The following is a 23,496-nucleotide window of genomic DNA, read 5'->3' as shown; positions in this document are numbered from 1 at the left end:
GCGGCTATGAAGGGATTGAGGGAGTTTGATTCTTCCTCAGTGAAGCTGTCTCAATCCTGTACGTAACGCTGTAAACCCGCGACTAGCGCGTCAAACGTCGCCCGGCAGCGCGGGCTGTTGCGCAGGTCTTCATGCATGGTGACCCAGGTGTCGAGTTTGAGCGCGAATGCCTCCGGCAGTACCCGCTGCAGGCGCGCGTCTTGTTTGGCCAGTTTGACCTGGCATCCGCCGATGCCGGCGCCAGCACGGATCAGCGCCAGTTGCGCCAGGTCGCTGTCGCTACTGAGGGCGAAGGTGCTGCGCTCGAAGCCTTTAACGGCCAGGCTGCGGATAAATGCGTTCTCCTGGTCGTAGCCGATCACCGCGTGGCCGCTCAGGTCTTTGAGCTCTTGCGGCGTACCGTGCTGGTGCAGGTAATCGTCGCGGGCATGCAGGCCGACTTCGATCAGGCCGATGCGCTGTGCCAGCAGTTGCGCCTGGCTGGGGCGGACCATACGCACGGCGATGTCGGCTTCCAATTGCAGCAGGTCGATCAGGCGGTTGGTCAGGACCAGTTCGACCTTGAGGTGAGGATGCTGTTGGCGCAGCCGCGTGATGATCGGCGGCAGTACTTCCACGCCGACCACCTCGCTGGCGGATACGCGCACCACGCCGCGGACCTCGTCGCCCTGGGAGGAGGCGCTGCGTTCCAGGGCAGCGGCCGTGCGCTCCATGGTCTCGGCGTGGGCCCTCATGGTGTGGGCCACTGCCGTCGGCAGCAGTCCGGTGGGGGAGCGAGTGAACAGCACCACGCCCAAGGCCGTTTCCAGCGCGGCAATGTGCCGACCGACGGTGGGCTGTGTGATGCCGAGCTGCCGCGCGGCCCCCGACAGCGATCCTTCCTTGAGTACGCCAAGAAACGATCGGTAAAGCTCCCAACCAATGTTCAATGCCATGCGTAAATGTATAGCGTCTGGATGGTCTTCGGCAATTCCTCTATAGCCATGCTGCGAACAGAATGGCCGCTCCAACCAACGTGGGAGTGGGTGATGAGCAAGGTACTGGTATTGGGTGCAACCGGCGGTATTGGCGGCGAAGTAGCGCGACAGCTGAGCGCGGCGGGCTGGCAGGTGTGTGCGTTGACCCGGGATGTCGACAAGGCCCGTAGCCAGAATGCCACCTATACCTGGCTCAAAGGCGATGCGCTCAATCGCGACGAAGTGATCGCTGCCGCGCGGGGCTGCGCGGTGATCGTCCATGCGGTGAACCCGCCGGGCTATCGCAATTGGGCCGAACAGGTGCTGCCGATGATCGACAACACCATTGCAGCCGCCATCGCCGAGCGCGCGACCATCGTGCTGCCCGGCACGGTCTACAACTTCGGGCCGGATGCGTTCCCCGTGCTGGACGAAGACTCACCCCAGCACCCGCTTACCCGCAAGGGCGCGGTACGGGTGCAACTGGAGCAGCGCTTGCTGCACTCTTCCCGCGAGGGCGCTCGCGTATTGATCGTGCGTGCCGGGGATTTTTTCGGCGCCGGGGCGGCCAACAACTGGTTCTCCCAAGGCTTGGTCAAACCCGGTAAACCGGTGCGTGCCGTCAGCGATCCTGGCGCGCCAGGCGTGGCCCACCAGTGGGCCTACCTACCGGATGTGGCGCGCACCATGCTCGAGTTGATTGAGCGTCGCGCTACCCTCGAGGCGTTTGCCTGCTTTCATATGGCCGGGCACGTGGACATCGATGGCACGCAGATGAGCCAGGCGATCCAGCGCGTGGTGTTACGCAGGACGGGCCGGCAACCACGTGTAGGCGTATTTCCCTGGTGGTTGTTGACGTTGGCTGCGCCGTTTGTCGTGACCTTTCGCGAGATACAGGAGATGCGTTATCTGTGGCACACCCCGCTGCGTTTGGATAACCGGCGCTTGCTTGTGGCCCTGGGCCACGAGCCCCATACGCCGTTGGAGCACGCGGTGGAGGCCGCATTGACCAGCCTGGGCTGCCTGCCCACGCCCGCTTGATCAGGCGCACAGCCTAAAGGGTTGCCTGCCGACAAGCGTCGCCGGTATTGTGCTGAATCCTTTTAGTCCTTCCTCCAGGGTTTTGTCACGATGAATGCACCGCGTAGCGCAGTCGGTCCGATCAAGGCCGTGATTTTCGATATGGACGGCTTGTTGCTGGATACCGAAGGCATCTACACCGAAGTGACGCAGATCATCGCCGAGCGCTTCGGGCGTACCTATGACTGGGGGATCAAGCAGCACATCATCGGGCGCGGTGCCCAGGACCTGGCCGACTATGTGGTCAAGGCGCTGGACCTGCCGATCACGGCGGCTGAGTTCCTCGAAATCCGTGAGCCGCTGATGAGCGAGCGTTTCCCCAGGGCATTGGGCATGCCCGGCGCCGAAGCGTTGGTACGGCACCTGAACGCGCACAATATTCCGATTGCGGTGGGCACCAGTTCGTCGCGCAACTCCTTTGGCCACAAGACCACGTTGCACCGCGAGTGGTTTGGCCTGTTCGGCACCATCGTCACGGCTGACGACCCGGAAGTCGGCGCGGCCAAACCCGCGCCGGACATCTTCCTTACCGCCGCACGGCGCCTGGGCATTGCGCCGCAAGATTGCCTGGTATTTGAAGACTCGCCGTTCGGCGTCACCGCGGCGAAGGCGGCCCGGATGACCGCCATCGCAGTGCCCGATGAAGCCATGGCCGACAGCAAGTACCACCACGCCGACCAGATCATCCGCAAACTCGCGGATTTCGACCTCGCCGCCTACGGCTTGCCGCCAATGTCCTGATCCGGCGCCTACAGGCGGTTATGCGCTGAAGCCACCGTCAATGGTCAGGCTGGCCCCGGTGATGTACCCCGCTTCCGGCCCGGCGAGGTAGGCCACAAAGCTGGCGATCTCCTCGACATGGCCATAACGGCCCACCGCCATCAACCCGATCAGGCTCTCGGCGAATTCACTGTTCGCCGGGTTCATGTCGGTGTCCACCGGCCCCGGTTGCACGTTGTTAATGGTGATGCCACGTGGCCCCAGGTCCCGCGCTAGGCCCTTGGTCAAGCCGACCAGCGCCGCCTTGCTCATCGCATACGGCCCGCCACCGCCAAACGGCATGCGCTCGGCGTTGGTGCTGCCGATGTTGATCACGCGGCCGCCTTCGCGCATGTGCTTGGCCGCTTCCTGAGTGGCGATGAACACGCTGCGCACGTTGATTGCCAGGGTCTGGTCGAAGTCCTCCAGCTTGAAGTCTTCCAGCGGGGCGATGGCCAGTACGCCAGCGTTGTTCACCAGGATATCCAGGCGCCCAAAGGCTTGGACCGTGGTGTTGACCGCGTTGCGAATTGCCGTGGCATCGGCACTGTCGGCCTGAATCGCCAAGGCTTTGCCGCCGGCGCTGATCACGCTGTTCTGCAATTCTGCGGCCTTGGCGGCCGAACTGATGTAGGTAAAGGCGACGGCTGCACCTTGCGCCGCAAGACGCTTGACGATGGCGGCGCCGATGCCGCGTGAACCGCCTTGAATCAAGGCGACTTTGCCGCTGAGGTTATGGGTGGTCATGTCGATCTCCTAACTGTTCAAGGCGGGATGCCTTGTTGATGGAGCCGAGTATCGACCTCACCTCCCGCAGTCGGTAGACCTTGATTGCTATAGTCTGTGTAAACCAAAAGTTTAGAGTGGGCGGATATGGAGAGCTTCGGCAGTATCGAATGCTTTGTGCGCAGCGCCGAAGGCGGCAGCTTTGCCGAAGCAGCCCGGCACTTGAGCCTGACCCCGGCGGCGGTGGGCAAAAGTGTCGCCAAGCTGGAAGCGCGCCTGGGCGTGCGGTTGTTCCAGCGCAGCACCCGGCGCCTGACCCTGACCGAAGCCGGCAAGCGGTTCCTCGCAGAAGTCAGCGACAGCCTCATCACCATCCAGAACGCCGTGGCCAACCTGGCCAGCGCCGAGGGCCGGCCGGTGGGGACGCTCAAGGTCAGCATGGGCACGGTGTTCGGTAATCGTTATGTCATGCCGTTGCTGGGGGAGTTCGTGCGGCGTTTTCCGGATATCAGCCCGGATTGGCATTTTGATAACCGCCAGGTTGACCTGATCGGCCAGGGCTTCGATGCGGCCATCGGCGGTGGCTTTGAGCTGCCCCAGGGCGTGGTGGCGCGCAAGCTGACGCCCGCGCACCGGGTGCTGGTGGCGTCATCGAATTACCTGGCGCAGCGCCTGCCGGTACTGGCACCCGAGGATCTGGCGCGCTGCCTGGGCATCCTGATCCGCTCCCCGCAAACCGGCCGCGTGCGCTCCTGGCAACTGACCAACCGTGAGCGCGAACAGCGCCCGTTGGTGCTCAAACCGCGCATGACCTTGAGCGATTCGGAGGCCGCCTGTTGCGCCGCCGCCCAGGGCCTGGGCATCGCGTTGGTGAGCATGCCGATGGCGGTGCCGTTCCTCGACAGCGGCGCGGTGGTGCGGGTGCTGCCCGACTGGTACGTCGACGACGGCAACATCTCTCTCTACTACGCCGAACACAAACTGCTGCCCGGTAAGACGCGGGCGTTTGTCGACTTCATCATCGAGCAGTTTGTAATGACGGGATTGGCGCAGCGCTTCAGCGCGATTTGATGGCGACGCCATACCGGGCGTCTGCGTCGCGGGCAAGCGCCTTACCACATCTTTTGACCGCCTCAGCATTTACGCCTTGCTGATGAGATTTCCGGCATGCAGCCCGCATTCCTTCTGCGTGGCTTCTTCCCACCACCAGCGGCCTTCGCGCTCGTGCTGGTTTGGCAACACCGGGCGGGTGCAGGGCTCGCAGCCGATGCTGATAAAACCGCGCTCGTGCAGGCTGTTGTACGGCAGCTCCAGCATGCGGATGTAACCCCAGATTTCTTCGCTGGTCATCTGCGCCAGCGGGTTGAACTTGTACAGGGTGCGTTCCGGTGTAGAAAAGGCCGTGTCGATTTCCAGTGCCGCCACTTGGCTGCGGGTGCCGGGGCTCTGGTCGCGGCGTTGGCCGGTGGCCCAGGCGCGCACGCCGGAGAGCTTGCGGCGCAGCGGCTCGATCTTGCGCACGCCGCAGCATTCGCCATGGCCGTCTTTATAGAAGCTGAACAGGCCTTTCTCTTTGACGAACGGTTCCAGTTTGCTCTGGTCCGGCGAGATCAGCTCGATGTCGATCTTGTAGAACTCGCGCACCTGTTCAATGAAGCGGTAGGTCTCAGGGTGCAGGCGGCCGGTGTCGAGGCTGAACACCTTGACGTTCTTGTTCAGCTTCCAGGCCATGTCTACCAGCACCACATCCTCGGCACCGCTGAAGGAAATCCACAAGTCATCGCCGAACTGGCTGAACGCCAGCTTGAGAATGTCCTGGGCAGATTTGTTGGCATAGGTCGTGGCGAGTTCAACGACATCGAAGGCTTGGTTCATCAGGACGGTTCCTACAGGTCAGTGGCGCTGAGCGCTCTATAGGGGAGCGATGGTATCAAAATCCGCCCTGCGTTGCGGCCGCCGCCTTGAATCGCTAGAGTTCGGCAGTCTTTTTGCTCGCTCGACTTGAACAATACAAATAGGAGTGTCTCGTGGAAATTGCCTGTCTCGACCTGGAAGGAGTACTGGTTCCGGAAATCTGGATCGCCTTCGCCGAAAAAACCGGTATTGAATCCCTGCGGGCGACCACCCGGGACATTCCCGACTACGACGTGCTGATGAAGCAACGCCTGCGCATCCTCGACGAACACGGGCTCAAGCTCGCCGATATCCAGGAAGTGATCGCCACCCTCAAGCCGCTGGACGGCGCCATCGAGTTCGTCAACTGGCTGCGTGAGCGCTTCCAGGTGGTGATCCTGTCGGACACCTTCTACGAATTTTCCCAGCCGCTGATGCGTCAGCTGGGCTTCCCGACTCTGTTGTGCCACCGCCTGATCACTGACGAAAGCGATCGCGTGGTCAGCTACCAACTGCGCCAGAAAGACCCCAAGCGCCAGTCGGTGCTGTCGTTCAAGAGCTTGTACTACCGCGTGATCGCTGCCGGCGATTCGTACAACGACACCAGCATGTTGGGCGAGGCTGATCGTGGGATTCTGTTCCATGCGCCGGAGAATGTGATCCGCGAGTTCCCGCAGTTCCCGGCGGTGCATACGTTTGAAGACCTGAAGAACGAGTTCATCAAGGCTTCGAACCGACCGTTGAGTCTGTAAGTCGTTCAGCGAATCTGACGGCCTCATCGCGAGCAAGCCCGCTCCCACATTCGAACGCGTTTATCCTTTGGAAGCGCGGTCGAATGTGGGAGCGGGCTTGCTCGCGATGGGGACCTTACGGCCGCCTGAGATCTTAAGCCCCAGCCAGCAACCGCTCATACGGGATGCTCAAGCCTTCATGCAGGCGCTTGATCATCGACAGGCTCAGCTTGCGCTTGCGGTTAAGCACTTCGGACACCCGGCCGCTGGTGCCGATGAATGCCTCCAGGTCGCGCGCTGTCATGCCGAGTTGCTCCATGCGAAAGCGGATGGCTTCCACCGGGTCCGACGGCGGCATTGGATAATGTTCGGCCTCGTACTTTTCAATGAGGACCGCAAGGATTTCCAGCTCATCGCCCTCGGGCGAGCCGATTGGTGCTTCCCATATCTGCTCGACGCGTGCGAGCGCGGCGGTGAGGTTTTCTTGGGAATGTATGGGTTTGATGTTCATCACACGGTCTCCGCGTTGATCTGATCGTACTGTGCGTGGGTCCCGACGAAACGTATGAACCCAAGCTGACGCTGATAATTGATCGCCATGATCACTCGATACCGGTTGCCGCCCACGTTGAATACAACCCTGCTGCCTTTGAGGATGCTCGCGGTTCCGAGGTCCGCCTTGAGCGCTTGCGGCGTTGGGTATGCAGCCTTCTCCATATGGCGATACAACTCGACCAGCGGTGTTTTGGCGTCGATGTAAGCTGGGTGGCTCTCCCAGAAGAGACGTAAGGTCGAGAACGCGATTATCCGCATGAGTCGAACCTCCCAATTTGGGAGATGTTAGTCTCAGGCAAGTGCAGATGCAATCTTGGAAATATTTTCTGACGAGTAAGCAATCGCTTCATGTGATCCTTCACAGATGGCGGGTGGAGGTCGAAACCGGACGCTATCCTCCAGCTCATACGCCGTCCACAGCGCGTCTGATTCAGGTTTTTTCTGCGCTCGGGCGCTACGTCCCGAAGCCGGGAAGGGCGCTGCGCTAGAGGCTTTCCAGGGTTTGTAACAACACCCGCACCTTGGTCAGCGACTCCTGATATTCCGCCTGCCATTCCGAGTCGGCGACGATCCCGCCGCCGCCCCAGCAGCACACCTGGCCGTCCTTGACCAGCAAGCTGCGGATGGCGATGGAGCTGTCCATCTCGCCGCGCACGTCCAGGTACACCAGCGAGCCGCAGTACAGCCCGCGCCGGGTTGGCTCCAGTTCGTCGATGATCTGCATCGCGCGGATCTTCGGTGCGCCAGTGATGGAGCCGCCGGGGAAGCTGCCGGCGATCAGATCCAGGGCGTCCTTGTCGTCGGCCAATTCGCCGGTGACGCTGCTGACCAGGTGATGCACGTTGGGGTAGCTTTCCAGGCTGAACAACTCCGGCACGTTCACCGAGCCGGTGCGGCAGGTGCGGCCGAGGTCGTTGCGCAGCAGGTCGACGATCATCAGGTTCTCGGCACGATCCTTGGGGCTCGCCAGCAGTTCGGCGGCGTTGGCGGCGTCTTCTTCAGGCGTCAGGCCACGCGGGCGGGTGCCTTTGATCGGGCGGGTTTCGACCTGGCGCTGGCTGATCTTGATGAAGCGTTCCGGTGACAGGCTCAACACCGCGCCGTCATCCGGCAGGCTCTGGAACCCGGAAAATGGTGTCGGGCAGGCTTCGCGCAAGGCGCAATAGGCCGCCCAGGGATCACCGCTGCACGCTGCGCGAAAGCGCTGGGTGAAGTTGACCTGGTAGCAGTCGCCCGCCTGGATGTAGGCATGGATGCGTGCGATGGCGTGTGCGTAGGTCTGGGCGCTGAGGTCCGGTGTCATGGGGCCGTGGAGTTTGAAAGCGGCCGCTGTCTCTGCACCGGGTTGGCTGAACAGGCTGATCAGTCGCTGCCGCTCGCCATCGACCAGCGCCGGGTGAAAGACCAACTGGCTGGTTTGCGCCTGGTGATCGCTGACCAGGGCCCAGGCATACAGCCCAAAACGTGCGTCCGGCAGGTGCAGATCATCCACCGCCCGGTGCGGCAGTTGTTCCAGGTGCCGGCCGAAATCGTAGCTCAGGTAACCGATCAGGCCACCGGCAAACGGCAACGCGTAGCCAGCCGGCAATGCCGCTTCACCCAACTGCGTAAGGTTTTCCCGCAGGCGTTGCAGGAATTCGCTGCCGCTCTCGTCAGGCCGCACCGCCAGCGTCGCCTCGGGCCAGGCGCTGAGCAGGTCATAACGCCCACGCTCGGCCACCGGGCGGCCGCTGTCCAATAGCACTGCGCCAGGGGCATGGCGAATCGCCGCAAAATACTCGGCGGGGTTGGCCCGGTAGGGCAGTGGGTATACGGAGCAGGTCGACATGCGGGGTGGATCAGCTGATGGCGTGGGGGAGGGGATTGTAGACCCCTGTAGGATTTGGTCCTAGAGGGGATGTCGGGGATAGACAGATCGAAGGCCGGTTCAGCCTTCGACTGCCGGGATGTGCCCAAACATGGCCTGCACGAACTTCACTCGTTCGTCCGGCGTTTCCGTCGTGCCGGCAGCTTTCAATTCTTCCAAGCGTGCCTCGACCGCATGGGTGCGCAGGGTCAGGCCGCAGTCGTTGGCGATCTGGATATTCAGCCCCGGCCGCGCATTCAGTTCGAGGATCAGCGGGCCTTTTTCCTGGTCCAACACCATGTCCACGCCGATGTAGCCCAGCCCGCACAACTCATAACAGCCCGCGGCGAGTTTCATGAACCCGTCCCAGTTTGGCAGTTGCACGCCATCCACCGCGTTGGTGGTGTCGGGGTGTTTGGTGATGATGCTGTTCAGCCAGGTGCCGCGCAGGGTCAGGCCGGTGGCCAAATCTACGCCCACGCCGATCGCGCCCTGGTGCAGGTTGGCCTTGCCGCCGGACTGGCGGGTCGGCAAGCGCAGCATGGCCATCACCGGGTAGCCCATCAGCACGATGATGCGGATATCCGGCACGCCTTCGTAGCTGATGCTCTTGAAAATCTGGTCGGGTACCACGCGGTACTCGATCAGCGCGCGGTCGCGGTGGCCGCCCAGGGAGTACAGGCCGGTGAGGATGCTGGAAATCTGATGCTCGATTTCCTCATGGCTGATGATCTTGCCGGACACCGTGCGATAGCGCCCTTCAAAACGGTCGGCGATGACGAGGATGCCGTCACCGCCAGCGCCCTGGGCCGGCTTGATCACGAAGTCGCTGCGCCCGCCAATGATCTCGTCGAGCTTGTCGATTTCCTTTTCGGTGGAGATCACCCCGTACATTTCCGGCACGTGGATGCCGGCCGCCAGGGCTCGTTCCTTGGTGATGATCTTGTCATCCACGATCGGGTACAGGCTGCGCTTGTTGTACTTGAGCACGTAGTCGGCGTTACGCCGGTTGATGCCCATGATGCCGCGCGCTTCCAGGGCCTTCCAGGTCTTCCAGAAGCCGAACATTACGAGTCAGCCTTGAGGAAGGCCTTGAAGCGCACCAACTCGGTCAGGCGATAGCCGCGATAACGCCCCATGGCCAGCATGAAGCCCACCAGGATCAGCAGGATCGCCGGGAAGGTGAACACAAAGTAGACCAGCTCCGGCACGCTCATGATCACGTGCGCCAGCGACGCCGCGAACAGCGTGCCGATCGCCACTTTCATCGCATGCCCGGCACCGCGTTCTTCCCAGGTGATCGACAGGCGTTCGATGGTCATGGTCAGAATCACCATCGGGAACAGCGCCACCGACAGCCCGCGCTCCAGCCCCAGCTTATGGCTGAACAGGCTGATGGCCGCGATCAGCACCACGACGAAGGTCAGCACCACCGACAGCCTTGGCAGCATCTGCAACTTCAGGTGTTCCAGGTACGAGCGCAGGGACAAGCCCAGCGCCGTGATGATCGTAAACAGCACAATCCCGAAGCCCAACTGGGTCTCGCGGAACGCCAGGGCGATCAGCACCGGGGTAAACGTGCCCAGGGTCTGCAGGCCGATCAGGTTGCGCAGGATCAGGATCACCAGCACGCCAATCGGGATCATCACCATGATCATGAAGGTCTGCTGGGTTTGCAGCGGCAGGCCGTACAGCGAGTATTCGAGGAAATTGGCGTCGGTGTTTTCGTCGGTCAACTTGGCCAGGCGAATCGCGTTCATTTCGCTGTTGTTCAGGCTGAAGGTGACCATGGCTTTCTTGCCGCCATCGACGGTGATCAGGTTTTCATCGCCGGTCCACCACAGCAGGCGGTCGGCGGGCAGGCCGGGTTCGCCGGTTTCCGGGTTGAAGTACAGCCAGTCATTGCCATTGAAGCTGCGCAGCCACAGTTCCGGGGTTTGCGGCTGGTCGGCGACGAGGCGGATGGTGTGGACTTTTTCCACCGGCACGTGGGCGATGGACAGCAGCAGTTCGACGATCTTGGCCTTGTGCGGCGTGGAGGGGTCGCCCGCCAGCAGCAGCTTGACGTTGTCGTCGTTGAGGTTGTTGGTGCGCTTGATGGCTTCGGTAATAAAGGTTTCCACATCGGCCGAGTGCTGGCGGATCGGCGCCAGCAGGGCTTCGGCGGCGATTTTTTCCGGGCCTTCCACCGCAATGCTGTCGCGGAAGGTCGGGCCCTTGATCTTGACCTTTTCGCCGCTGTAACGCTTGGTCAGCACCAGGCGGTAATACAGGGTCTGCTTGCCCTTGGCCCTGCGCGCCGACCAGGTGACCTTGCGGTTGCCATCGATGCGGTTGACGCTGACCCCGTAGTTATTCGAGATGAAACTCTCATTGAGGCTGACGAAGTCGCGGCTCAGGGGCGGCACGAACATCTGGATCTTCACCGGGTCTTTCGGGTTAGCGACGAACTCGACCTTGGCGTCGATGTTCCACAAGTCATCGGTGGCGTCCTCGGTGACGGGAATGCCCAGCACGAAGATCTGGTAGGCGGTGACCGAAATACCCAGCACCACCAGGAGGGTGATCAGGATTCTCAGGTGCAGGGTCAGAGAGCGCATTCGGTTTACTCGGCGGTATGAGCGTCGGCGGCGCAGGCAGGTTTACCCGCTGCGTATTTAAGACTGGGGTCGACCAGCGCATCGAAGCGTTTCAGCGCTTCGGAGCCGATCAGCAGCGGGTATTGGAAAGCGCTGCGGTCAGTCAAGTTCACTTCGATGCTGCGTAATGCGCTGCCCATGCAGATGTCCAGGGCAATCACTGGACGGGCGGTGTAGTTCTTGTCCTCATCGGGATCGTAGTCACCGGCGCGGCGCTTGATCTTGCTGACGCGGGCCAGTGGGCGTTCGATGGGGTGGGAATGGGCGGTGTCGATGGCCAGATAGAAGCGCACCCAGGATTCACCGTTGCGCTTGAAGCGTTTGATATCGCGCGCGCTCAACGAGGCGGTCTTGGCGCCGGTGTCGAGTTTGGCTGCCACTTCCAGGTCGATATCTGCCAGCTTGGCGTATTCGTTGAGGCCATACACGGTCTTCTCGGCGGCAGCACAGAGCCCCGGTATAAGTCCCGGTATGAACAGTAGGCAAAATAATCGGGGGAAGGGCTTGAGTCTCATAAATCCTGAGGCGGTGCAGTGCGATGTTCAATTCAAGGCGACTGGCATTGCTGCGCAAGCTCCCTCGTGCGCCGTTTCATCAAGAGATGTCAGGCAAAAGCGGCGGCTATTCTAACATGATGCTTTTTTGGCGCCAGCGCTGGCAGGCGGCCATGCTCGTGGTGCCTGCAACGTTGGTTATTAGACGATTGTCGACAATGTTGATTTATTCTTTGACTAAGAAGGGCTAATTGGCTAGTTTTTGCGGCATTGCTTTTAAAAGGTGTCGACAATATGCTGGATCAATCGGAAGCTCCGGTGGTCTCCCCGGAAGAATCCCAGACAATGTCGGAGAACGTCTTTAGGCGTATACAGGCCGCGATCGTCAAAGGTGAGATCGCCCCCGGCAGCAAGATCTCCGAGCCGGAACTGGCGCGCACCTACGGCATCAGCCGCGGCCCGTTGCGTGAGGCGATCCACCGCCTTGAAGGCCAGCGCCTGCTGGTGCGCGTGCCCCATGTGGGCGCTCGCGTGGTGTCGTTGAGCCACGAAGAACTGATCGAACTCTATGAAATCCGCGAATCCCTCGAAGGCATGGCGTGCCGCCTGGCCGCCGAGCGCATGACCGATGCCGAGATCGAAGAACTGCGCCAGGTGCTGCATACCCACGAACGGGATGCGGCGTTCCAGGCCGGTGTCGGCTATTACCAGCAGGAAGGCGACTTCGACTTTCATTACCGGATCATCCAGGGCGCCGGCAACCGCACCTTGACCCAAATGCTCTGCGGCGAGCTCTACCAGTTGGTGCGCATGTACCGCATCCAGTTCTCCGCGACCCCCAATCGTCCACGCCAGGCCTTTGCCGAGCATCACCGCATTCTTGACGCGATCGCCGATCGCGACGGTGAACTGGCCGAGTTGTTGATGCGTCGTCACATCGGCGCCTCCAAGCGCAATATCGCCCGCCACTTTCCAGGCGGTGCTCCCCAGACAGCCACTCAGCGAGGTGAGTCATGAGTTCCAATAACAACCGCACTCCAGGCCAGCGTTTCCGTGACGCGGTCGCCAGCGAACACCCATTGCAGGTGGTCGGCACGATCAATGCCAACCACGCACTGCTGGCCAAACGCGCTGGCTTCAAGGCGATCTACCTGTCGGGTGGCGGGGTGGCCGCAGGTTCTCTCGGCGTGCCTGACCTGGGCATTACCGGCCTTGATGACGTGCTGACCGACGTGCGCCGCATCACCGATGTGTGCGACCTGCCGCTGCTGGTGGACGTGGACACCGGTTTCGGCTCCTCGGCCTTCAACGTGGCGCGCACCGTCAAGTCGATGATCAAGTTCGGCGCCGCCGCCATTCATATCGAAGACCAGGTCGGCGCCAAGCGCTGCGGTCATCGTCCGAACAAAGAAATCGTGTCCCTGCAGGAAATGGTCGACCGCATCAAGGCCGCCGTTGACGCGCGCACCGATGACAGCTTCGTGATCATGGCACGTACCGATGCGCTGGCCGTCGAAGGCCTGGAATCTGCCCTGGAACGCGCCGCCGCCTGCATCGAGGCCGGCGCCGACATGGTGTTCCCGGAAGCCATCACCGAGTTGGACATGTACAAGCTGTTCGCGTCAAAGGTGAAGGCGCCGATCCTGGCTAACATCACTGAATTCGGTGCAACCCCGCTGTACACCGTCGAACAGTTGAAATCTGCCGATGTTTCCCTGGTGCTGTACCCGCTCTCGGCCTTCCGTGCCATGAACAAGGCCGCCGAGAACGTCTACACCGCGATCCGTCGCGATGGCACCCAACAGAACGTGATCGACACCATGCAAACCCGCATGGAGCTTTACGATCGCATCGACTACCACACCTTCGAGCAGAAGCTCGACGCGCTGTTCGCCGCCAAGAAGTAACGAACGCGCCTCCCGGATAACTACAAAATTGGAGAGTAACCATGGCTGAAGCAAAAGTACTGAGTGGCGCTGGCCTGCGTGGCCAGGTGGCCGGGCAGACCGCACTGTCCACCGTGGGCCAGGCCGGTGCCGGCCTGACCTATCGCGGCTACGACGTGCGCGAACTGGCCGCTGATGCGCAGTTCGAAGAAGTCGCCTACCTGCTGCTGTACGGCGAGTTGCCGACCAAGGCCGAACTGGCGGCCTACAGCGCCAAGCTGAGCACGCTGCGTGACCTGCCCCAGGCGCTCAAAGAAGTGCTCGAGCGCATCCCGGCCGACGCCCACCCGATGGACGTGATGCGCACCGGTTGCTCGTTCCTCGGCAACCTCGAGCCGGAGCAGGACTTCAGCGTCCAGCGCGATGTCACCGACCGCCTGCTCGCTGCCTTCCCGGCGATCATGTGCTACTGGTACCGCTTCAGCCATGACGGCAAACGCATCGACTGCGTGACCGACGAACCTTCCCTCGGCGGTCACTTCCTGCACCTGCTGCACGGCAAGGCGCCGAGCGAGTTGCACGTCAAAGTGATGAACGTGTCGCTGATCCTCTACGCCGAGCACGAATTCAACGCGTCGACCTTTACCGCGCGTGTCTGCGCGTCGACCCTGTCTGACTTGTATTCCTGCGTCACCGCCGCCATCGGCTCGCTGCGCGGCCCGCTGCACGGCGGTGCCAACGAAGCGGCGATGGAAATGATCGAGCGCTTCCTGTCGGCCGAGGACGCTGTCGACGGCACCCTCGCCATGCTGGCGCGCAAGGACAAGATCATGGGCTTCGGCCACGCGATCTACAAAGACTGCGACCCGCGTAATGAGGTCATCAAGGGCTGGTCGAAACTGCTCGCCGAAGAAGTCGACGACAAGGTGTTGTTCCCGGTCTCCGAGGCCATCGACAAGGTGATGTGGGAGCAGAAGAAGCTGTTCCCCAACGCCGACTTCTACCATGCCTCGGCGTACCACTTCATGGGCATTCCGACCAAGCTGTTCACGCCGATCTTCGTGTGCTCGCGCCTCACTGGCTGGGCCGCCCACGTGTTCGAACAGCGCGCCAACAACCGCATCATCCGTCCAAGCGCCGACTACATCGGCGTCGAGCAGCGCAAGTTCGTGCCAATCGAACGTCGCTGAAGGCCGACGATTCCAGGACTGAAATGAGGGCAAAAGGTGGGAGGGGGCTTGCCCCCGATAGCGGAGTGTTATTCAACACCTATAGCAACTGATACACCGCCATCGGGGGCAAGCCCTCTCCCACATTTGAATCGCATTTCAAATCTGGATCAGTGGGTCCCTTTTGTAATCACCGTGACCGAGTCCCGACGATGAACACTGAATTTCGCAAATCGCTCCCCGGCAGCCGCCTCGATTACTTCGACGCCCGCGCGGCTGTCGAGGCAATCACCCCCGGCGCCTACGCCACCTTGCCTTACACCTCCCGCGTACTCGCGGAAAACCTGGTGCGCCGTTGCGCCCCGGCCACCCTCAACGCTTCCCTGAGCCAACTGATCGAACGCAAACGCGACCTCGACTTCCCTTGGTTCCCGGCGCGAGTGGTGTGCCATGACATTCTTGGCCAAACCGCCCTGGTCGACCTCGCCGGCCTGCGCGATGCCATCGCCCTGCAAGGCGGCGACCCGGCCCAGGTCAACCCGGTGGTGCCGACCCAACTGATCGTCGACCACTCCCTGGCCGTCGAAGCCGGTGGTTTCGACCCGGACGCGTTCGAGAAAAACCGCGCCATCGAAGACCGCCGCAACGAAGACCGCTTCCACTTTATCGAGTGGACCAAAAAGGCCTTCAAGAACGTCGACGTGATCCCGCCGGGCAACGGCATCATGCACCAGATCAACCTGGAGAAAATGTCTCCGGTGATCCAGGTGCGTGACGGCGTGGCGTTCCCCGATACCTGCGTCGGCACCGACAGCCACACCCCGCACGTGGATGCCCTCGGCGTGATCGCCATCGGCGTCGGCGGCCTCGAAGCCGAGAGCGTGATGCTCGGCCGCGCGTCATGGATGCGCCTGCCGGAAAGCGTCGGCGTGGAGCTGACGGGCAAGCTGCAACCGGGCATTACCGCCACCGATATGGTGCTGGCGCTGACCGAGTTCCTGCGTCAGCAGAAAGTGGTGGGCGCGTGGCTGGAGTTCTTCGGCGAAGGTGCATCGGCACTGACCCTGGGCGACCGTGCGACCATCTCCAACATGGCCCCGGAATACGGCGCAACCGCGGCGATGTTCTACATCGACCCGCAGACCATCGCCTACCTGAAACTCACCGGCCGTGAAGACGCGCAAGTCGCCCTGGTCGAGCAATACGCCCGCCTGACCGGCCTGTGGGCCGACGACCTCAAAGGCGCCCAATACGAGCGCGGCCTGACCTTCGACTTGTCCAGCGTCGTGCGCAACATGGCCGGCCCGAGCAACCCGCACGCCCGTGTCGCCACCAGCGACCTTGCTGCCAAAGGCATCTCCGGCCAGTGGGATGACGTACCGGGGCAAATGCCCGACGGTGCGGTCATCATTGCCGCGATCACCAGTTGCACCAACACCAGCAACCCGCGCAACGTGATCGCTGCCGGCCTCCTGGCGCGCAACGCCAACAAGCTGGGGCTGACCCGCAAGCCGTGGGTCAAGTCGTCCCTGGCACCCGGTTCGAAAACCGTGGCCATGTACCTGGAAGAAGCCGGCCTTGGGCACGAACTGGAAAAACTCGGTTTCGGTGTGGTGGCCTTCGCCTGCACCACCTGCAACGGCATGTCCGGTGCGCTCGACCCGGTGATCCAGCAAGAGATCATTGACCGCGACCTGTACGCCACCGCCGTGTTGTCGGGTAACCGCAACTTCGACGGGCGTATCCACCCGTATGCCAAGCAAGCGTTCCTGGCTTCGCCGCCGCTGGTGGTAGCCTACGCGATTGCCGGCACCATCCGTTTCGACATCGAGAAGGACGTGCTGGGTCTCGACGCCGACGGCAAGGAAATCCGCCTGAAAGACATCTGGCCGAGCGACGAAGAAATCGACGCAGTGGTCAAGGCGTCGGTCAAGCCGGAACAGTTTCGCAAAGTGTATATCCCGATGTTCGCGATCCACGAAGACACCGGCCCGAAAGTCGCGCCGCTGTATGAGTGGCGCCCGCAAAGCACCTATATCCGCCGTCCGCCGTACTGGGAAGGCGCGTTGGCCGGTGCGCGTCCGCTCAAGGGCATGCGCCCGCTGGCGGTGCTGCCGGACAACATCACCACTGACCACCTGTCGCCATCCAACGCGATCATGCTCGACAGCGCCGCCGGCGAATACCTGGCGAAAATGGGCCTGCCGGAAGTTGACTTCAACTCCTACGCAACCCACCGCGGCGACCACCTGACCGCGCAACGCGCCACCTTCGCCAACCCGAAACTGTTCAACGAAATGGTGGTGGAAAACGGTAAGGTCAAGCAGGGCTCCCTGGCGCGCATCGAGCCGGAAGGCAAGGTCACACGCATGTGGGAAGCCATTGAAACCTACATGGAACGCAAGCAGCCGCTGATCATTATCGCTGGCGCCGACTACGGTCAGGGTTCGTCCCGCGACTGGGCTGCCAAGGGCGTGCGCCTGGCGGGTGTGGAAGCGATTGCCGCTGAAGGTTTCGAGCGCATTCACCGCACCAACCTGGTGGGCATGGGCGTGTTGCCGCTGGAGTTCCTGCCGGGCACCGACCGTCACACGCTGAAGATCGACGGCAGCGAAACCTACGACGTGGTCGGCAAACGCACCCCGCGTGCGCAATTGACCCTGGTGATCAACCGCAAGAATGGCGAACGTGTCGAAGTGCCGGTGACCTGCCGCCTGGACACCGCTGAAGAAGTGTCGATCTACGAGGCGGGCGGCGTGTTGCAACGTTTTGCCCAGGACTTCCTGGAATCGGCGGCGACCGTCTGAAGAGGATGACCATGGCACACGTACCGCAAATCAAGATCCCCGCCACCTACATGCGTGGCGGCACCAGCAAGGGCGTGTTTTTCCGCGTCCAGGACCTGCCCGAGTCGGCGCAGGTGCCGGGTGCTGCGCGCGATGCCCTGCTGTTGCGGGTGATCGGCAGCCCCGACCCCTACGACAAGCAGATCGACGGCATGGGCGGCGCCACGTCGAGCACCAGCAAAACCGTGATCCTCGCCAAGAGCAGCCGCGCCGGGCATGACGTGGATTACCTGTTCGGCCAGGTCGCCATCGACAAACCGTTTGTCGACTGGAGCGGCAACTGCGGCAACCTGTCGGCGGCGGTGGGTTCCTTCGCCATCAGCGCGGGCCTGGTCGATCCAGCCCGTGTGCCGCATAACGGCGTGGCCGTGGTGCGGATCTGGCAGGCCAACATCGGCAAGACCATCATCGCCCACGTACCGATCACCGACGGTGCGGTGCAGGAAACCGGCGACTTCGAACTGGACGGAGTGACCTTCCCGGCCGCCGAAGTGCAGTTGGAGTTCATGGACCCGGCCGCGGAAGAAGAGGGCGGCGGCGGTTCGATGTTCCCCACCGGCAACCTGATCGACGACCTGGAGGTGCCGGGTATCGGCACCTTCAAGGCCACGCTGATCAACGCCGGCATCCCGACGATCTTCATCAACGCGCAAGACCTGGGCTACACCGGCACCGAGCTGCAAGGCGCAATCAACGGCGACCCGAAAGCCCTGGCGATGTTCGAGACGGTGCGGGCCTATGGCGCGTTGCGCATGGGCCTGATCAAGCACCTGGGCGAAGCCGCCCAGCGTCAGCACACGCCGAAGGTCGCGTTCGTGGCACCGCCTGCGGACTACGTGGCCTCCAGCGGCAAGGCGATCAAGGCCGGCGATATCGACCTGCTGGTGCGTGCCTTGTCCATGGGCAAGTTGCACCACGCGATGATGGGCACCGCAGCGGTCGCGATCGGCACGGCCGCAGCGATTTCCGGGACCTTGGTCAACCTCGCGGCGGGCGGCGTGGAGCGTAATGCGGTGCGCTTCGGGCATCCGTCCGGCACCTTGCGTGTCGGCGCCGAAGCCACCCAGGTGAACGGCGAATGGGTGGTGAAGAAGGCCATCATGAGCCGCAGTGCTCGGGTGTTGATGGAAGGCTTCGTGCGCGTGCCCGGCGACGCGTTCTAAAACCCAGCACCAATCCCCTGTGGGAGGGGGCTTGCCCCCGATAGCGGTGTGCCAGTCGACACATTCGTTAACTGACCCGCCGTCATCGGGGGCAAGCCCCTCCCACAAGGGATCTTTATTCCCAGGCAGGCATCCAAGATCTGCTTCCAGTAACCGTGAGCCCGAGGACTGACCCCCACCCACTTTGGAGAACAGCCATGAGCGCCAACGTCGACCAGAACAACCGTCCCGACTACGACCAGGTCCTGCAGGACATCGCTGACTACGTCCTCAACTACCGGATCGACTCGCCAGACGCGCTGGACACCGCCCGTAACTGTCTGATGGACACCCTAGGGTGCGGCCTGCTGGCCCTGCGGTTCCCGGAATGCACCAAGCACCTGGGGCCGCTGGTCGAGGGCACGGTGGTGCCGTTCGGCGCGCGGGTGCCGGGCACATCGTTCCGGCTGGACCCGGTCAAGGCCGCCTGGGACATTGGTTGCATCGTGCGCTGGCTCGACTACAACGACACCTGGCTCGCCGCCGAATGGGGCCACCCCTCGGATAACCTTGGCGGCATCCTCGCCGTGGCCGACCATCTCTCGCAACAACGCGTGGCTAACGGCGACGCGCCGCTGACCATGCGCGCAGTGCTGGAAGCGATGATCATGGCCCACGAGATCCAAGGTGTGATTGCCCTGGAAAACTCCTTCAACCGCGTCGGCCTCGACCATGTGCTGCTGGTGAAAGTCGCCTCCACGGCGGTAACCGCCAAGCTGATGGGTGCCAACCGCGAACAGCTGCTTTCGGCGCTGTCTCACGCCTTTGTCGATGGTCAGGCATTGCGCACCTACCGGCACGCACCGAATGCCGGTTCGCGCAAATCCTGGGCGGCGGGCGATGCCTCCAGTCGCGGCGTGCGCCTGGCGGACATCGCGCTGCGTGGCGAGATGGGCATTCCCGGCGTGTTGAGTGCGCCGCAATGGGGCTTCTACGACGTGCTGTTCAGCCACACCAACAAGGACTTGGCGCTCAAGCCCGAAGACAAGCGCACGTTCAGCTTGTCCCAACCCTACGGCACCTATGTGATGGAAAACGTGCTGTTCAAGATCAGTTTCCCCGCCGAGTTCCACGCGCAAACCGCCTGCGAAGCGGCAGTGACCTTGCACCCGCAGGTTGTCGATCGCCTGCATGACATCGAACGCATCGTGATCACCACCCATGAGTCGGCGATTCGCATCATTTCCAAGGTCGGGAAGTTGGCCAACGCTGCTGACCGCGACCACTGCCTGCAATACATGACCGCCGTGCCCCTGGCCTTCGGTAACCTGGTGGCCGAGCAGTACGAAGATGAATTCCACGCCGCGCACCTGATCATCGACGAGCTGCGCGAAAAGATGGTGATCGTCGAAGAACCGCGCTACAGCCGTGAGTACCTGGAGGCGGATAAACGCTCCATCGCCAACGCGGTGCAGGTGTTCTTCAACGATGGCAGCCACACCGAGCAGGTGGCGGTGGAATACCCGATCGGGCACCGCCGTCGCCGGGTGGACGGCATTCCGTTGCTGGAAGACAAGTTCAAGGTCAACCTGGCCACGCGTTTTACTGCCCAGCGCAGTGCCGGGATTTTTGCGTTGTGCAAGGATCAGGCGCGGCTTGAAGCGACGCCGGTGAATCGCTTTGTGGATTTATGGGTGATATGAAGGTGTCGCTGTTGCGCACGTTCCTGAACGCTAGGTTTTGACGCCGACACACCTTGCGATTCATGCGTCCTACATCTCAGGAACCGTTTTCAGATAGAAACCAATCAGGTGTCAGATGCCCTGCAGGCGCGGGTCATCTGGCAAGCGACGCTTGCGAATAAACACCTGAATCTGAGAAGGCGCTTTTATGACTAGCATAAACAATCGACAGCCAACGCCCTACACCGTCGGCTATGAAATGTCCCCGAAGCCCACGCCCATTCGCGGTCAAGACAGTGCCAAGGCGTCTGGCAATTCTAGCCCCCAGCCGTCTTCGGGGCCTTCCCGTCAGCCTATGAATGCGCCGCAGCTAGCTCATCGGGAGCTGGCCAACGCGTCGTCTGCCGCAAAAAGCGCCGTGCCCGATCAGCTACAACGGCTCGCTGGCCAGAATAAACAATTAAACGAAAAATATGATCAGATGGTCGCTAAGCTCGCGCCGCAAATCATGAAGCTCCAGGCGCAAGTAAACCAGCTCACTCAGTACCACAATGCGAAGACAACCCCTGGAAACGAGGCTGCTCCGTCGAACCCAAGTACTCGTGGTGGCCCGGCGGCGCAGCAGAACAGCAAGTCGCCTGACGCGCGCGCCCCTGCAGAAAATACACAAGCGTCCGGGCGCGATGCACCTCCCAGCCTTGAGCGGTTGACTGCCAACAATAAGCTCCTGAGCGATAAGCTCGATCAGTTGGAATCCCGGTTTAGTTCGACAGTTAAAGCGCTTCAAGGCCAGATTGGTGATTTGACTAAGAAGTTGGGCGGGGCAGATACCCCTGAAACCCGCACGCCTCCCGCGACACCAGGCGCAGGCAACGGCAAGCAGGCTGCGGCGAATAACATGCCGGCCAAAGATGCACCTAATGCCAACCAAGGCGCCGCATCGGGTAAGGCGAGCCTAGGTGCAGCATCGGGTCAAGCCAACCAAGGCGCGGCGTCGGGTAAGGCGAGCCCAGGTGCAGCATCGGGTCAAGCCAACCAAGGTGCGGCGTCAGGCCAGTCCAACCAAGCCAAACCGGCGGCGCAGTCCAGCGAAAGTAAGCCGTCGGCCCGGTCTGATGAATCAAGCCAGACGCCTCGTACCCTCGACGATCTTGCACGCGACAATGAGCAACTTCGTGCGCGCCTCGATCACATGATGGCTGAGTTCACCAAGATGATTTCCCAACTGCAACAGCAAATTGAGCGACTGAGTAACCAGATCAATTCGCTGAAGGGTTAAGGTCAGCGATGAAAAACGGGTCAATGTGGGCGCCTGCACCCGCATCGACCCTGTTCCGCTGGACATTCATTCAAAGCGCAAAATAACCCGACGGTTATGCTTGCTCTTCTTCTCGATCTTCTCGCAAAACACCCGACCGATTTCTTCAGTGTTGATCACATGGGTGCCGCCGCAAGGCTGGATATCGACCCCGGCAATTTCAATCACTCGCACTGAGCTTTGGATCACTGGCGGAGCCACCGCCTGGGTGCGGGTGATCTGCAGTAGGGTTGCGTACTCTGACGCGGGCATCGCCAGGGTTTGCACCTGATGGGCCTGTTCGATCAGCGCGTTGAGGTCGCGGGTGATGCTGTCCTTGTCCAGGGTCATTTCCGGCAGATCGAAATCCAGTCGTCCCTTGTCGGCGCTGATACTGCAGCCGGTGACCGGGGCGTCGATGATCGAGCACAGCAAGTGCAGGCAAGTGTGCATTTTCATGTGCTGGTAACGCCGGTCCCAATCGAGGCTGGCGTCCACTTGCACCCCAGCGCTCAACTGCTCGGGACAGTGTTCCACCTGGTGCCATATGATCGAGCGCTGCACCGGGTCGCGCACCGTGCCGACGATGTCGACGCGCGTGCCGTCGGCCAGGGTGAAGTGGCCGGTGTCACCGGGTTGCCCGCCGCCGGTGGGGTAGAACAGCGTGTGCTCCAGGGCGATGCCGTATTCGCTGACGGCAATCACCCGGGCGCTGAAGGCATTCTGGTAGGGCGCGCTGTCAAACAGCGCCAGGGTTTCCATGGTGTGCACAGACATGTTCAACCTCCGACAATCAATGGGCTGGCTTGCAGCAGGTGACGCACCATTGCGCTCAAGCCAGGGGGGGAAAGCAGGGTGATTTCAAATTCCGGCCCGCAGACTTTCAGGTTCAGCGGCAGGCGTGGCAGGCGGTCGGCCATTTCGATGCGGCGCAGGCGAAATTGCAGGTGATGGCGTTCTTTCACCGTGGGTTCCAGCATCAGCCCCTGCAACGGGTGAAAGTCCGCGTCCAGCACCGTGACCTTGTGGCTGGTGCTGATCTCGCCGACCACGTGCAGGCGCTCATCAAGGGCGAAGGCGCCGAGGTAGCTGCTGTGCTCCGATTCGTCGTTCTTTTGCAATTGGATCTGGTTGACCACCTTGACCTTGGTTCCCGCTGGCACGTCCTGGGTGATCACGCACGCTGGGCTGATAAACACGTTGTCGCCGATCTGCACGTAGCCCAACACGCGGGCGCCGGAGCCGATTTCGACGTTGTTGCCCAGGCGCGGGTGGCGCTTGCCGTCGGGGTTGTTGGCGATGCCACGGGCACCGAGGGTTACGCCGCAGAGGATGTAGCAGTCGTTGCCGATCTCGCAGGTTTCGCCGATCACTGTGCCGTAGCCGTGGTCGAGCACAAAGCGTCGACCGATGCGCGCTGCCGGGTGAATTTCGGCGCCGGAGAGGATCTTGCCCTGGTTGCTGAGCTTGAGGGCGATGCGCGAAAACATCCCGTTGGTCTGGTCGGGGAAATGCCACACCTGGTGCGCGAGGCGATAGAACAGCACCGCCTTGAACGAGGCATAGGACTCCAGGATCAACTCGCCACGCCCGCGCGACGCCGGGTCGCGGTAGGCGTAGGCAATCAGGTCCTCGGCTACTGCCTGGGCGGCGTTCTGGACCAGCGGCGCCAAGTGCGGCTCCAGTTGCTTCATTTGCGTGGGCGTGAGGGTTTTGATGAGGTGGGTAAGCAATTCATCGTGCAGATGTTGCATGTCGATAAAGCCGCCCATGGAGGCACCCCCGCATTCTGGAT

23 protein-coding genes are annotated in these 23,496 nt (G+C 61.9%); 12 read left to right on the top strand and 11 right to left on the bottom strand.

Going from position 1 to position 23,496, the window contains the following annotated elements:
- Positions 1–50: 50 nt before the first annotated feature.
- The gene (locus ACS5Q8_RS21495) at positions 51–935 is read right to left on the bottom strand and encodes a LysR family transcriptional regulator (RefSeq protein WP_465159390.1); all 885 of its coding nucleotides are present in this window, start codon (positions 933–935) and stop codon (positions 51–53) included.
- Positions 936–1,028: 93 nt separating this feature from the next.
- On the opposite strand from ACS5Q8_RS21495, the gene ACS5Q8_RS21490 reads away from it, so the two are divergent.
- Positions 1,029–1,997, top strand: a complete 969-nt coding sequence (locus tag ACS5Q8_RS21490) for an NAD(P)H-binding protein (RefSeq protein ID WP_465159389.1) — start codon at positions 1,029–1,031, stop codon at positions 1,995–1,997.
- 90 nt (positions 1,998–2,087) lie between these two features.
- Entirely contained in the window at positions 2,088–2,777 is a 690-nt protein-coding gene (locus ACS5Q8_RS21485; protein ID WP_017848488.1) for an HAD-IA family hydrolase, read from the top strand.
- A gap of 18 nt (positions 2,778–2,795) precedes the next feature.
- Here the strand turns inward: ACS5Q8_RS21485 and ACS5Q8_RS21480 are convergent, their stop codons facing one another.
- Positions 2,796–3,542 (bottom strand): 3-oxoacyl-ACP reductase family protein, encoded by a 747-nt coding sequence (locus tag ACS5Q8_RS21480; protein WP_465159388.1) that lies wholly within the window; start codon positions 3,540–3,542, stop codon positions 2,796–2,798.
- A gap of 126 nt (positions 3,543–3,668) precedes the next feature.
- Between ACS5Q8_RS21480 and ACS5Q8_RS21475 the strand changes: the two genes are divergently transcribed.
- Positions 3,669–4,592, top strand: coding sequence for a LysR family transcriptional regulator (locus tag ACS5Q8_RS21475; protein ID WP_276194357.1), 924 nt, complete (start codon positions 3,669–3,671; stop codon positions 4,590–4,592).
- Between the two features lie 69 nt (positions 4,593–4,661).
- Here the strand turns inward: ACS5Q8_RS21475 and ACS5Q8_RS21470 are convergent, their stop codons facing one another.
- Complete coding sequence (locus ACS5Q8_RS21470) at positions 4,662–5,396, bottom strand: phosphoadenylyl-sulfate reductase (protein ID WP_046382409.1); 735 nt, start codon at positions 5,394–5,396, stop codon at positions 4,662–4,664.
- Positions 5,397–5,548: 152 nt separating this feature from the next.
- On the opposite strand from ACS5Q8_RS21470, the gene thrH reads away from it, so the two are divergent.
- Positions 5,549–6,166: a bifunctional phosphoserine phosphatase/homoserine phosphotransferase ThrH gene (gene thrH, locus ACS5Q8_RS21465; protein WP_276194356.1), complete on the top strand. Its 618-nt coding sequence runs from the start codon at positions 5,549–5,551 to the stop codon at positions 6,164–6,166.
- 133 nt (positions 6,167–6,299) lie between these two features.
- Here the strand turns inward: thrH and ACS5Q8_RS21460 are convergent, their stop codons facing one another.
- The 6 genes from ACS5Q8_RS21460 to rloA form a co-directional block, all read right to left on the bottom strand.
- Positions 6,300–6,656, bottom strand: coding sequence for a helix-turn-helix domain-containing protein (locus ACS5Q8_RS21460; RefSeq protein ID WP_276194355.1), 357 nt, complete (start codon positions 6,654–6,656; stop codon positions 6,300–6,302).
- Positions 6,656–6,958, bottom strand: coding sequence for a type II toxin-antitoxin system HigB family toxin (locus ACS5Q8_RS21455; protein ID WP_247401215.1), 303 nt, complete (start codon positions 6,956–6,958; stop codon positions 6,656–6,658). The genes ACS5Q8_RS21460 and ACS5Q8_RS21455 overlap by 1 nt, the downstream gene beginning before the upstream one ends.
- Before the next feature lie 226 nt (positions 6,959–7,184).
- Positions 7,185–8,528 (bottom strand): aminodeoxychorismate synthase component I, encoded by a 1,344-nt coding sequence (gene pabB, locus ACS5Q8_RS21450; RefSeq protein ID WP_276194354.1) that lies wholly within the window; start codon positions 8,526–8,528, stop codon positions 7,185–7,187.
- 99 nt (positions 8,529–8,627) lie between these two features.
- On the bottom strand, positions 8,628–9,614 hold the full coding sequence (locus ACS5Q8_RS21445) for an alpha-L-glutamate ligase-like protein (RefSeq protein WP_276194353.1): 987 nt from the start codon (positions 9,612–9,614) through the stop codon (positions 8,628–8,630).
- On the bottom strand, positions 9,614–11,146 hold the full coding sequence (gene rloB / locus ACS5Q8_RS21440) for an osmotic stress tolerance membrane protein RloB (protein WP_443694164.1): 1,533 nt from the start codon (positions 11,144–11,146) through the stop codon (positions 9,614–9,616). The genes ACS5Q8_RS21445 and rloB overlap by 1 nt, the downstream gene beginning before the upstream one ends.
- 5 nt (positions 11,147–11,151) lie before the next feature.
- Complete coding sequence (rloA, locus tag ACS5Q8_RS21435; protein ID WP_276194351.1) at positions 11,152–11,700, bottom strand: retropepsin-like aspartic peptidase RloA; 549 nt, start codon at positions 11,698–11,700, stop codon at positions 11,152–11,154.
- Positions 11,701–11,747: 47 nt separating this feature from the next.
- Between rloA and ACS5Q8_RS21430 the strand changes: the two genes are divergently transcribed.
- The 8 genes from ACS5Q8_RS21430 (at position 11,748) to ACS5Q8_RS21395 (ending at position 21,683) form a co-directional block, all read left to right on the top strand.
- On the top strand, positions 11,748–11,930 hold the full coding sequence (locus ACS5Q8_RS21430; RefSeq protein WP_276194350.1) for a hypothetical protein: 183 nt from the start codon (positions 11,748–11,750) through the stop codon (positions 11,928–11,930).
- A gap of 43 nt (positions 11,931–11,973) precedes the next feature.
- Positions 11,974–12,696 carry a GntR family transcriptional regulator gene (locus ACS5Q8_RS21425; RefSeq protein WP_426100095.1) on the top strand — a complete coding sequence of 241 codons (723 nt, stop codon included), beginning with the start codon at positions 11,974–11,976 and terminating at the stop codon, positions 12,694–12,696.
- Positions 12,693–13,586: a methylisocitrate lyase gene (gene prpB, locus ACS5Q8_RS21420; RefSeq protein ID WP_426100094.1), complete on the top strand. Its 894-nt coding sequence runs from the start codon at positions 12,693–12,695 to the stop codon at positions 13,584–13,586. Before ACS5Q8_RS21425 ends, prpB begins: the two co-directional genes overlap by 4 nt.
- 41 nt (positions 13,587–13,627) lie before the next feature.
- Entirely contained in the window at positions 13,628–14,755 is a 1,128-nt protein-coding gene (gene prpC / locus ACS5Q8_RS21415; protein ID WP_426100093.1) for a bifunctional 2-methylcitrate synthase/citrate synthase, read from the top strand.
- 191 nt (positions 14,756–14,946) lie between these two features.
- Positions 14,947–17,541 (top strand): Fe/S-dependent 2-methylisocitrate dehydratase AcnD, encoded by a 2,595-nt coding sequence (gene acnD, locus ACS5Q8_RS21410; RefSeq protein ID WP_276194348.1) that lies wholly within the window; start codon positions 14,947–14,949, stop codon positions 17,539–17,541.
- Positions 17,542–17,552: 11 nt separating this feature from the next.
- Entirely contained in the window at positions 17,553–18,743 is a 1,191-nt protein-coding gene (gene prpF / locus ACS5Q8_RS21405) for a 2-methylaconitate cis-trans isomerase PrpF (RefSeq protein WP_465159387.1), read from the top strand.
- Between the two features lie 197 nt (positions 18,744–18,940).
- The gene (gene prpD, locus ACS5Q8_RS21400; RefSeq protein ID WP_276194346.1) at positions 18,941–20,425 is read left to right on the top strand and encodes a 2-methylcitrate dehydratase; all 1,485 of its coding nucleotides are present in this window, start codon (positions 18,941–18,943) and stop codon (positions 20,423–20,425) included.
- 334 nt (positions 20,426–20,759) lie between these two features.
- Entirely contained in the window at positions 20,760–21,683 is a 924-nt protein-coding gene (locus tag ACS5Q8_RS21395; RefSeq protein ID WP_465159386.1) for a hypothetical protein, read from the top strand.
- A gap of 66 nt (positions 21,684–21,749) precedes the next feature.
- Here the strand turns inward: ACS5Q8_RS21395 and ACS5Q8_RS21390 are convergent, their stop codons facing one another.
- Positions 21,750–22,478, bottom strand: coding sequence for an alanyl-tRNA editing protein (locus tag ACS5Q8_RS21390; protein WP_276194344.1), 729 nt, complete (start codon positions 22,476–22,478; stop codon positions 21,750–21,752).
- Positions 22,479–22,480: 2 nt separating this feature from the next.
- Positions 22,481–23,473 (bottom strand): serine O-acetyltransferase, encoded by a 993-nt coding sequence (locus ACS5Q8_RS21385; protein ID WP_443697463.1) that lies wholly within the window; start codon positions 23,471–23,473, stop codon positions 22,481–22,483.
- Positions 23,474–23,496: the final 23 nt, after the last annotated feature.

This window comes from Pseudomonas sp. PAMC25584 (assembly GCF_058135675.1).
The sequence above is the reverse complement of the archived record's forward strand: the minus strand, read 5'-3'. Positions and strand labels throughout refer to the sequence as shown.

Excerpts from the sequence above, each read along its gene's own strand:
- prpF (WP_465159387.1), top strand. The coding sequence starts at position 17,553 with ATGGCACACGTACCGCAAATCAAGATCCCCGCCACCTACATGCGTGGC.
- ACS5Q8_RS21455 (WP_247401215.1), bottom strand. The coding sequence starts at position 6,958 with ATGCGGATAATCGCGTTCTCGACCTTACGTCTCTTCTGGGAGAGCCAC.
- ACS5Q8_RS21385 (WP_443697463.1), bottom strand. The coding sequence starts at position 23,473 with ATGGGCGGCTTTATCGACATGCAACATCTGCACGATGAATTGCTTACC.
- ACS5Q8_RS21485 (WP_017848488.1), top strand. The coding sequence starts at position 2,088 with ATGAATGCACCGCGTAGCGCAGTCGGTCCGATCAAGGCCGTGATTTTC.
- ACS5Q8_RS21460 (WP_276194355.1), bottom strand. The coding sequence starts at position 6,656 with ATGAACATCAAACCCATACATTCCCAAGAAAACCTCACCGCCGCGCTC.
- prpC (WP_426100093.1), top strand. The coding sequence starts at position 13,628 with ATGGCTGAAGCAAAAGTACTGAGTGGCGCTGGCCTGCGTGGCCAGGTG.
- ACS5Q8_RS21470 (WP_046382409.1), bottom strand. The coding sequence starts at position 5,396 with ATGAACCAAGCCTTCGATGTCGTTGAACTCGCCACGACCTATGCCAAC.
- ACS5Q8_RS21395 (WP_465159386.1), top strand. The coding sequence starts at position 20,760 with ATGAATGCGCCGCAGCTAGCTCATCGGGAGCTGGCCAACGCGTCGTCT.
- acnD (WP_276194348.1), top strand. The coding sequence starts at position 14,947 with ATGAACACTGAATTTCGCAAATCGCTCCCCGGCAGCCGCCTCGATTAC.
- rloA (WP_276194351.1), bottom strand. The coding sequence starts at position 11,700 with ATGAGACTCAAGCCCTTCCCCCGATTATTTTGCCTACTGTTCATACCG.
- prpB (WP_426100094.1), top strand. The coding sequence starts at position 12,693 with ATGAGTTCCAATAACAACCGCACTCCAGGCCAGCGTTTCCGTGACGCG.
- pabB (WP_276194354.1), bottom strand. The coding sequence starts at position 8,528 with ATGTCGACCTGCTCCGTATACCCACTGCCCTACCGGGCCAACCCCGCC.
- ACS5Q8_RS21495 (WP_465159390.1), bottom strand. The coding sequence starts at position 935 with ATGGCATTGAACATTGGTTGGGAGCTTTACCGATCGTTTCTTGGCGTA.
- rloB (WP_443694164.1), bottom strand. The coding sequence starts at position 11,146 with ATGCGCTCTCTGACCCTGCACCTGAGAATCCTGATCACCCTCCTGGTG.
- ACS5Q8_RS21480 (WP_465159388.1), bottom strand. The coding sequence starts at position 3,542 with ATGACCACCCATAACCTCAGCGGCAAAGTCGCCTTGATTCAAGGCGGT.
- ACS5Q8_RS21445 (WP_276194353.1), bottom strand. The coding sequence starts at position 9,614 with ATGTTCGGCTTCTGGAAGACCTGGAAGGCCCTGGAAGCGCGCGGCATC.
- ACS5Q8_RS21475 (WP_276194357.1), top strand. The coding sequence starts at position 3,669 with ATGGAGAGCTTCGGCAGTATCGAATGCTTTGTGCGCAGCGCCGAAGGC.
- ACS5Q8_RS21390 (WP_276194344.1), bottom strand. The coding sequence starts at position 22,478 with ATGTCTGTGCACACCATGGAAACCCTGGCGCTGTTTGACAGCGCGCCC.
- ACS5Q8_RS21425 (WP_426100095.1), top strand. The coding sequence starts at position 11,974 with ATGCTGGATCAATCGGAAGCTCCGGTGGTCTCCCCGGAAGAATCCCAG.
- prpD (WP_276194346.1), top strand. The coding sequence starts at position 18,941 with ATGAGCGCCAACGTCGACCAGAACAACCGTCCCGACTACGACCAGGTC.
- ACS5Q8_RS21490 (WP_465159389.1), top strand. The coding sequence starts at position 1,029 with ATGAGCAAGGTACTGGTATTGGGTGCAACCGGCGGTATTGGCGGCGAA.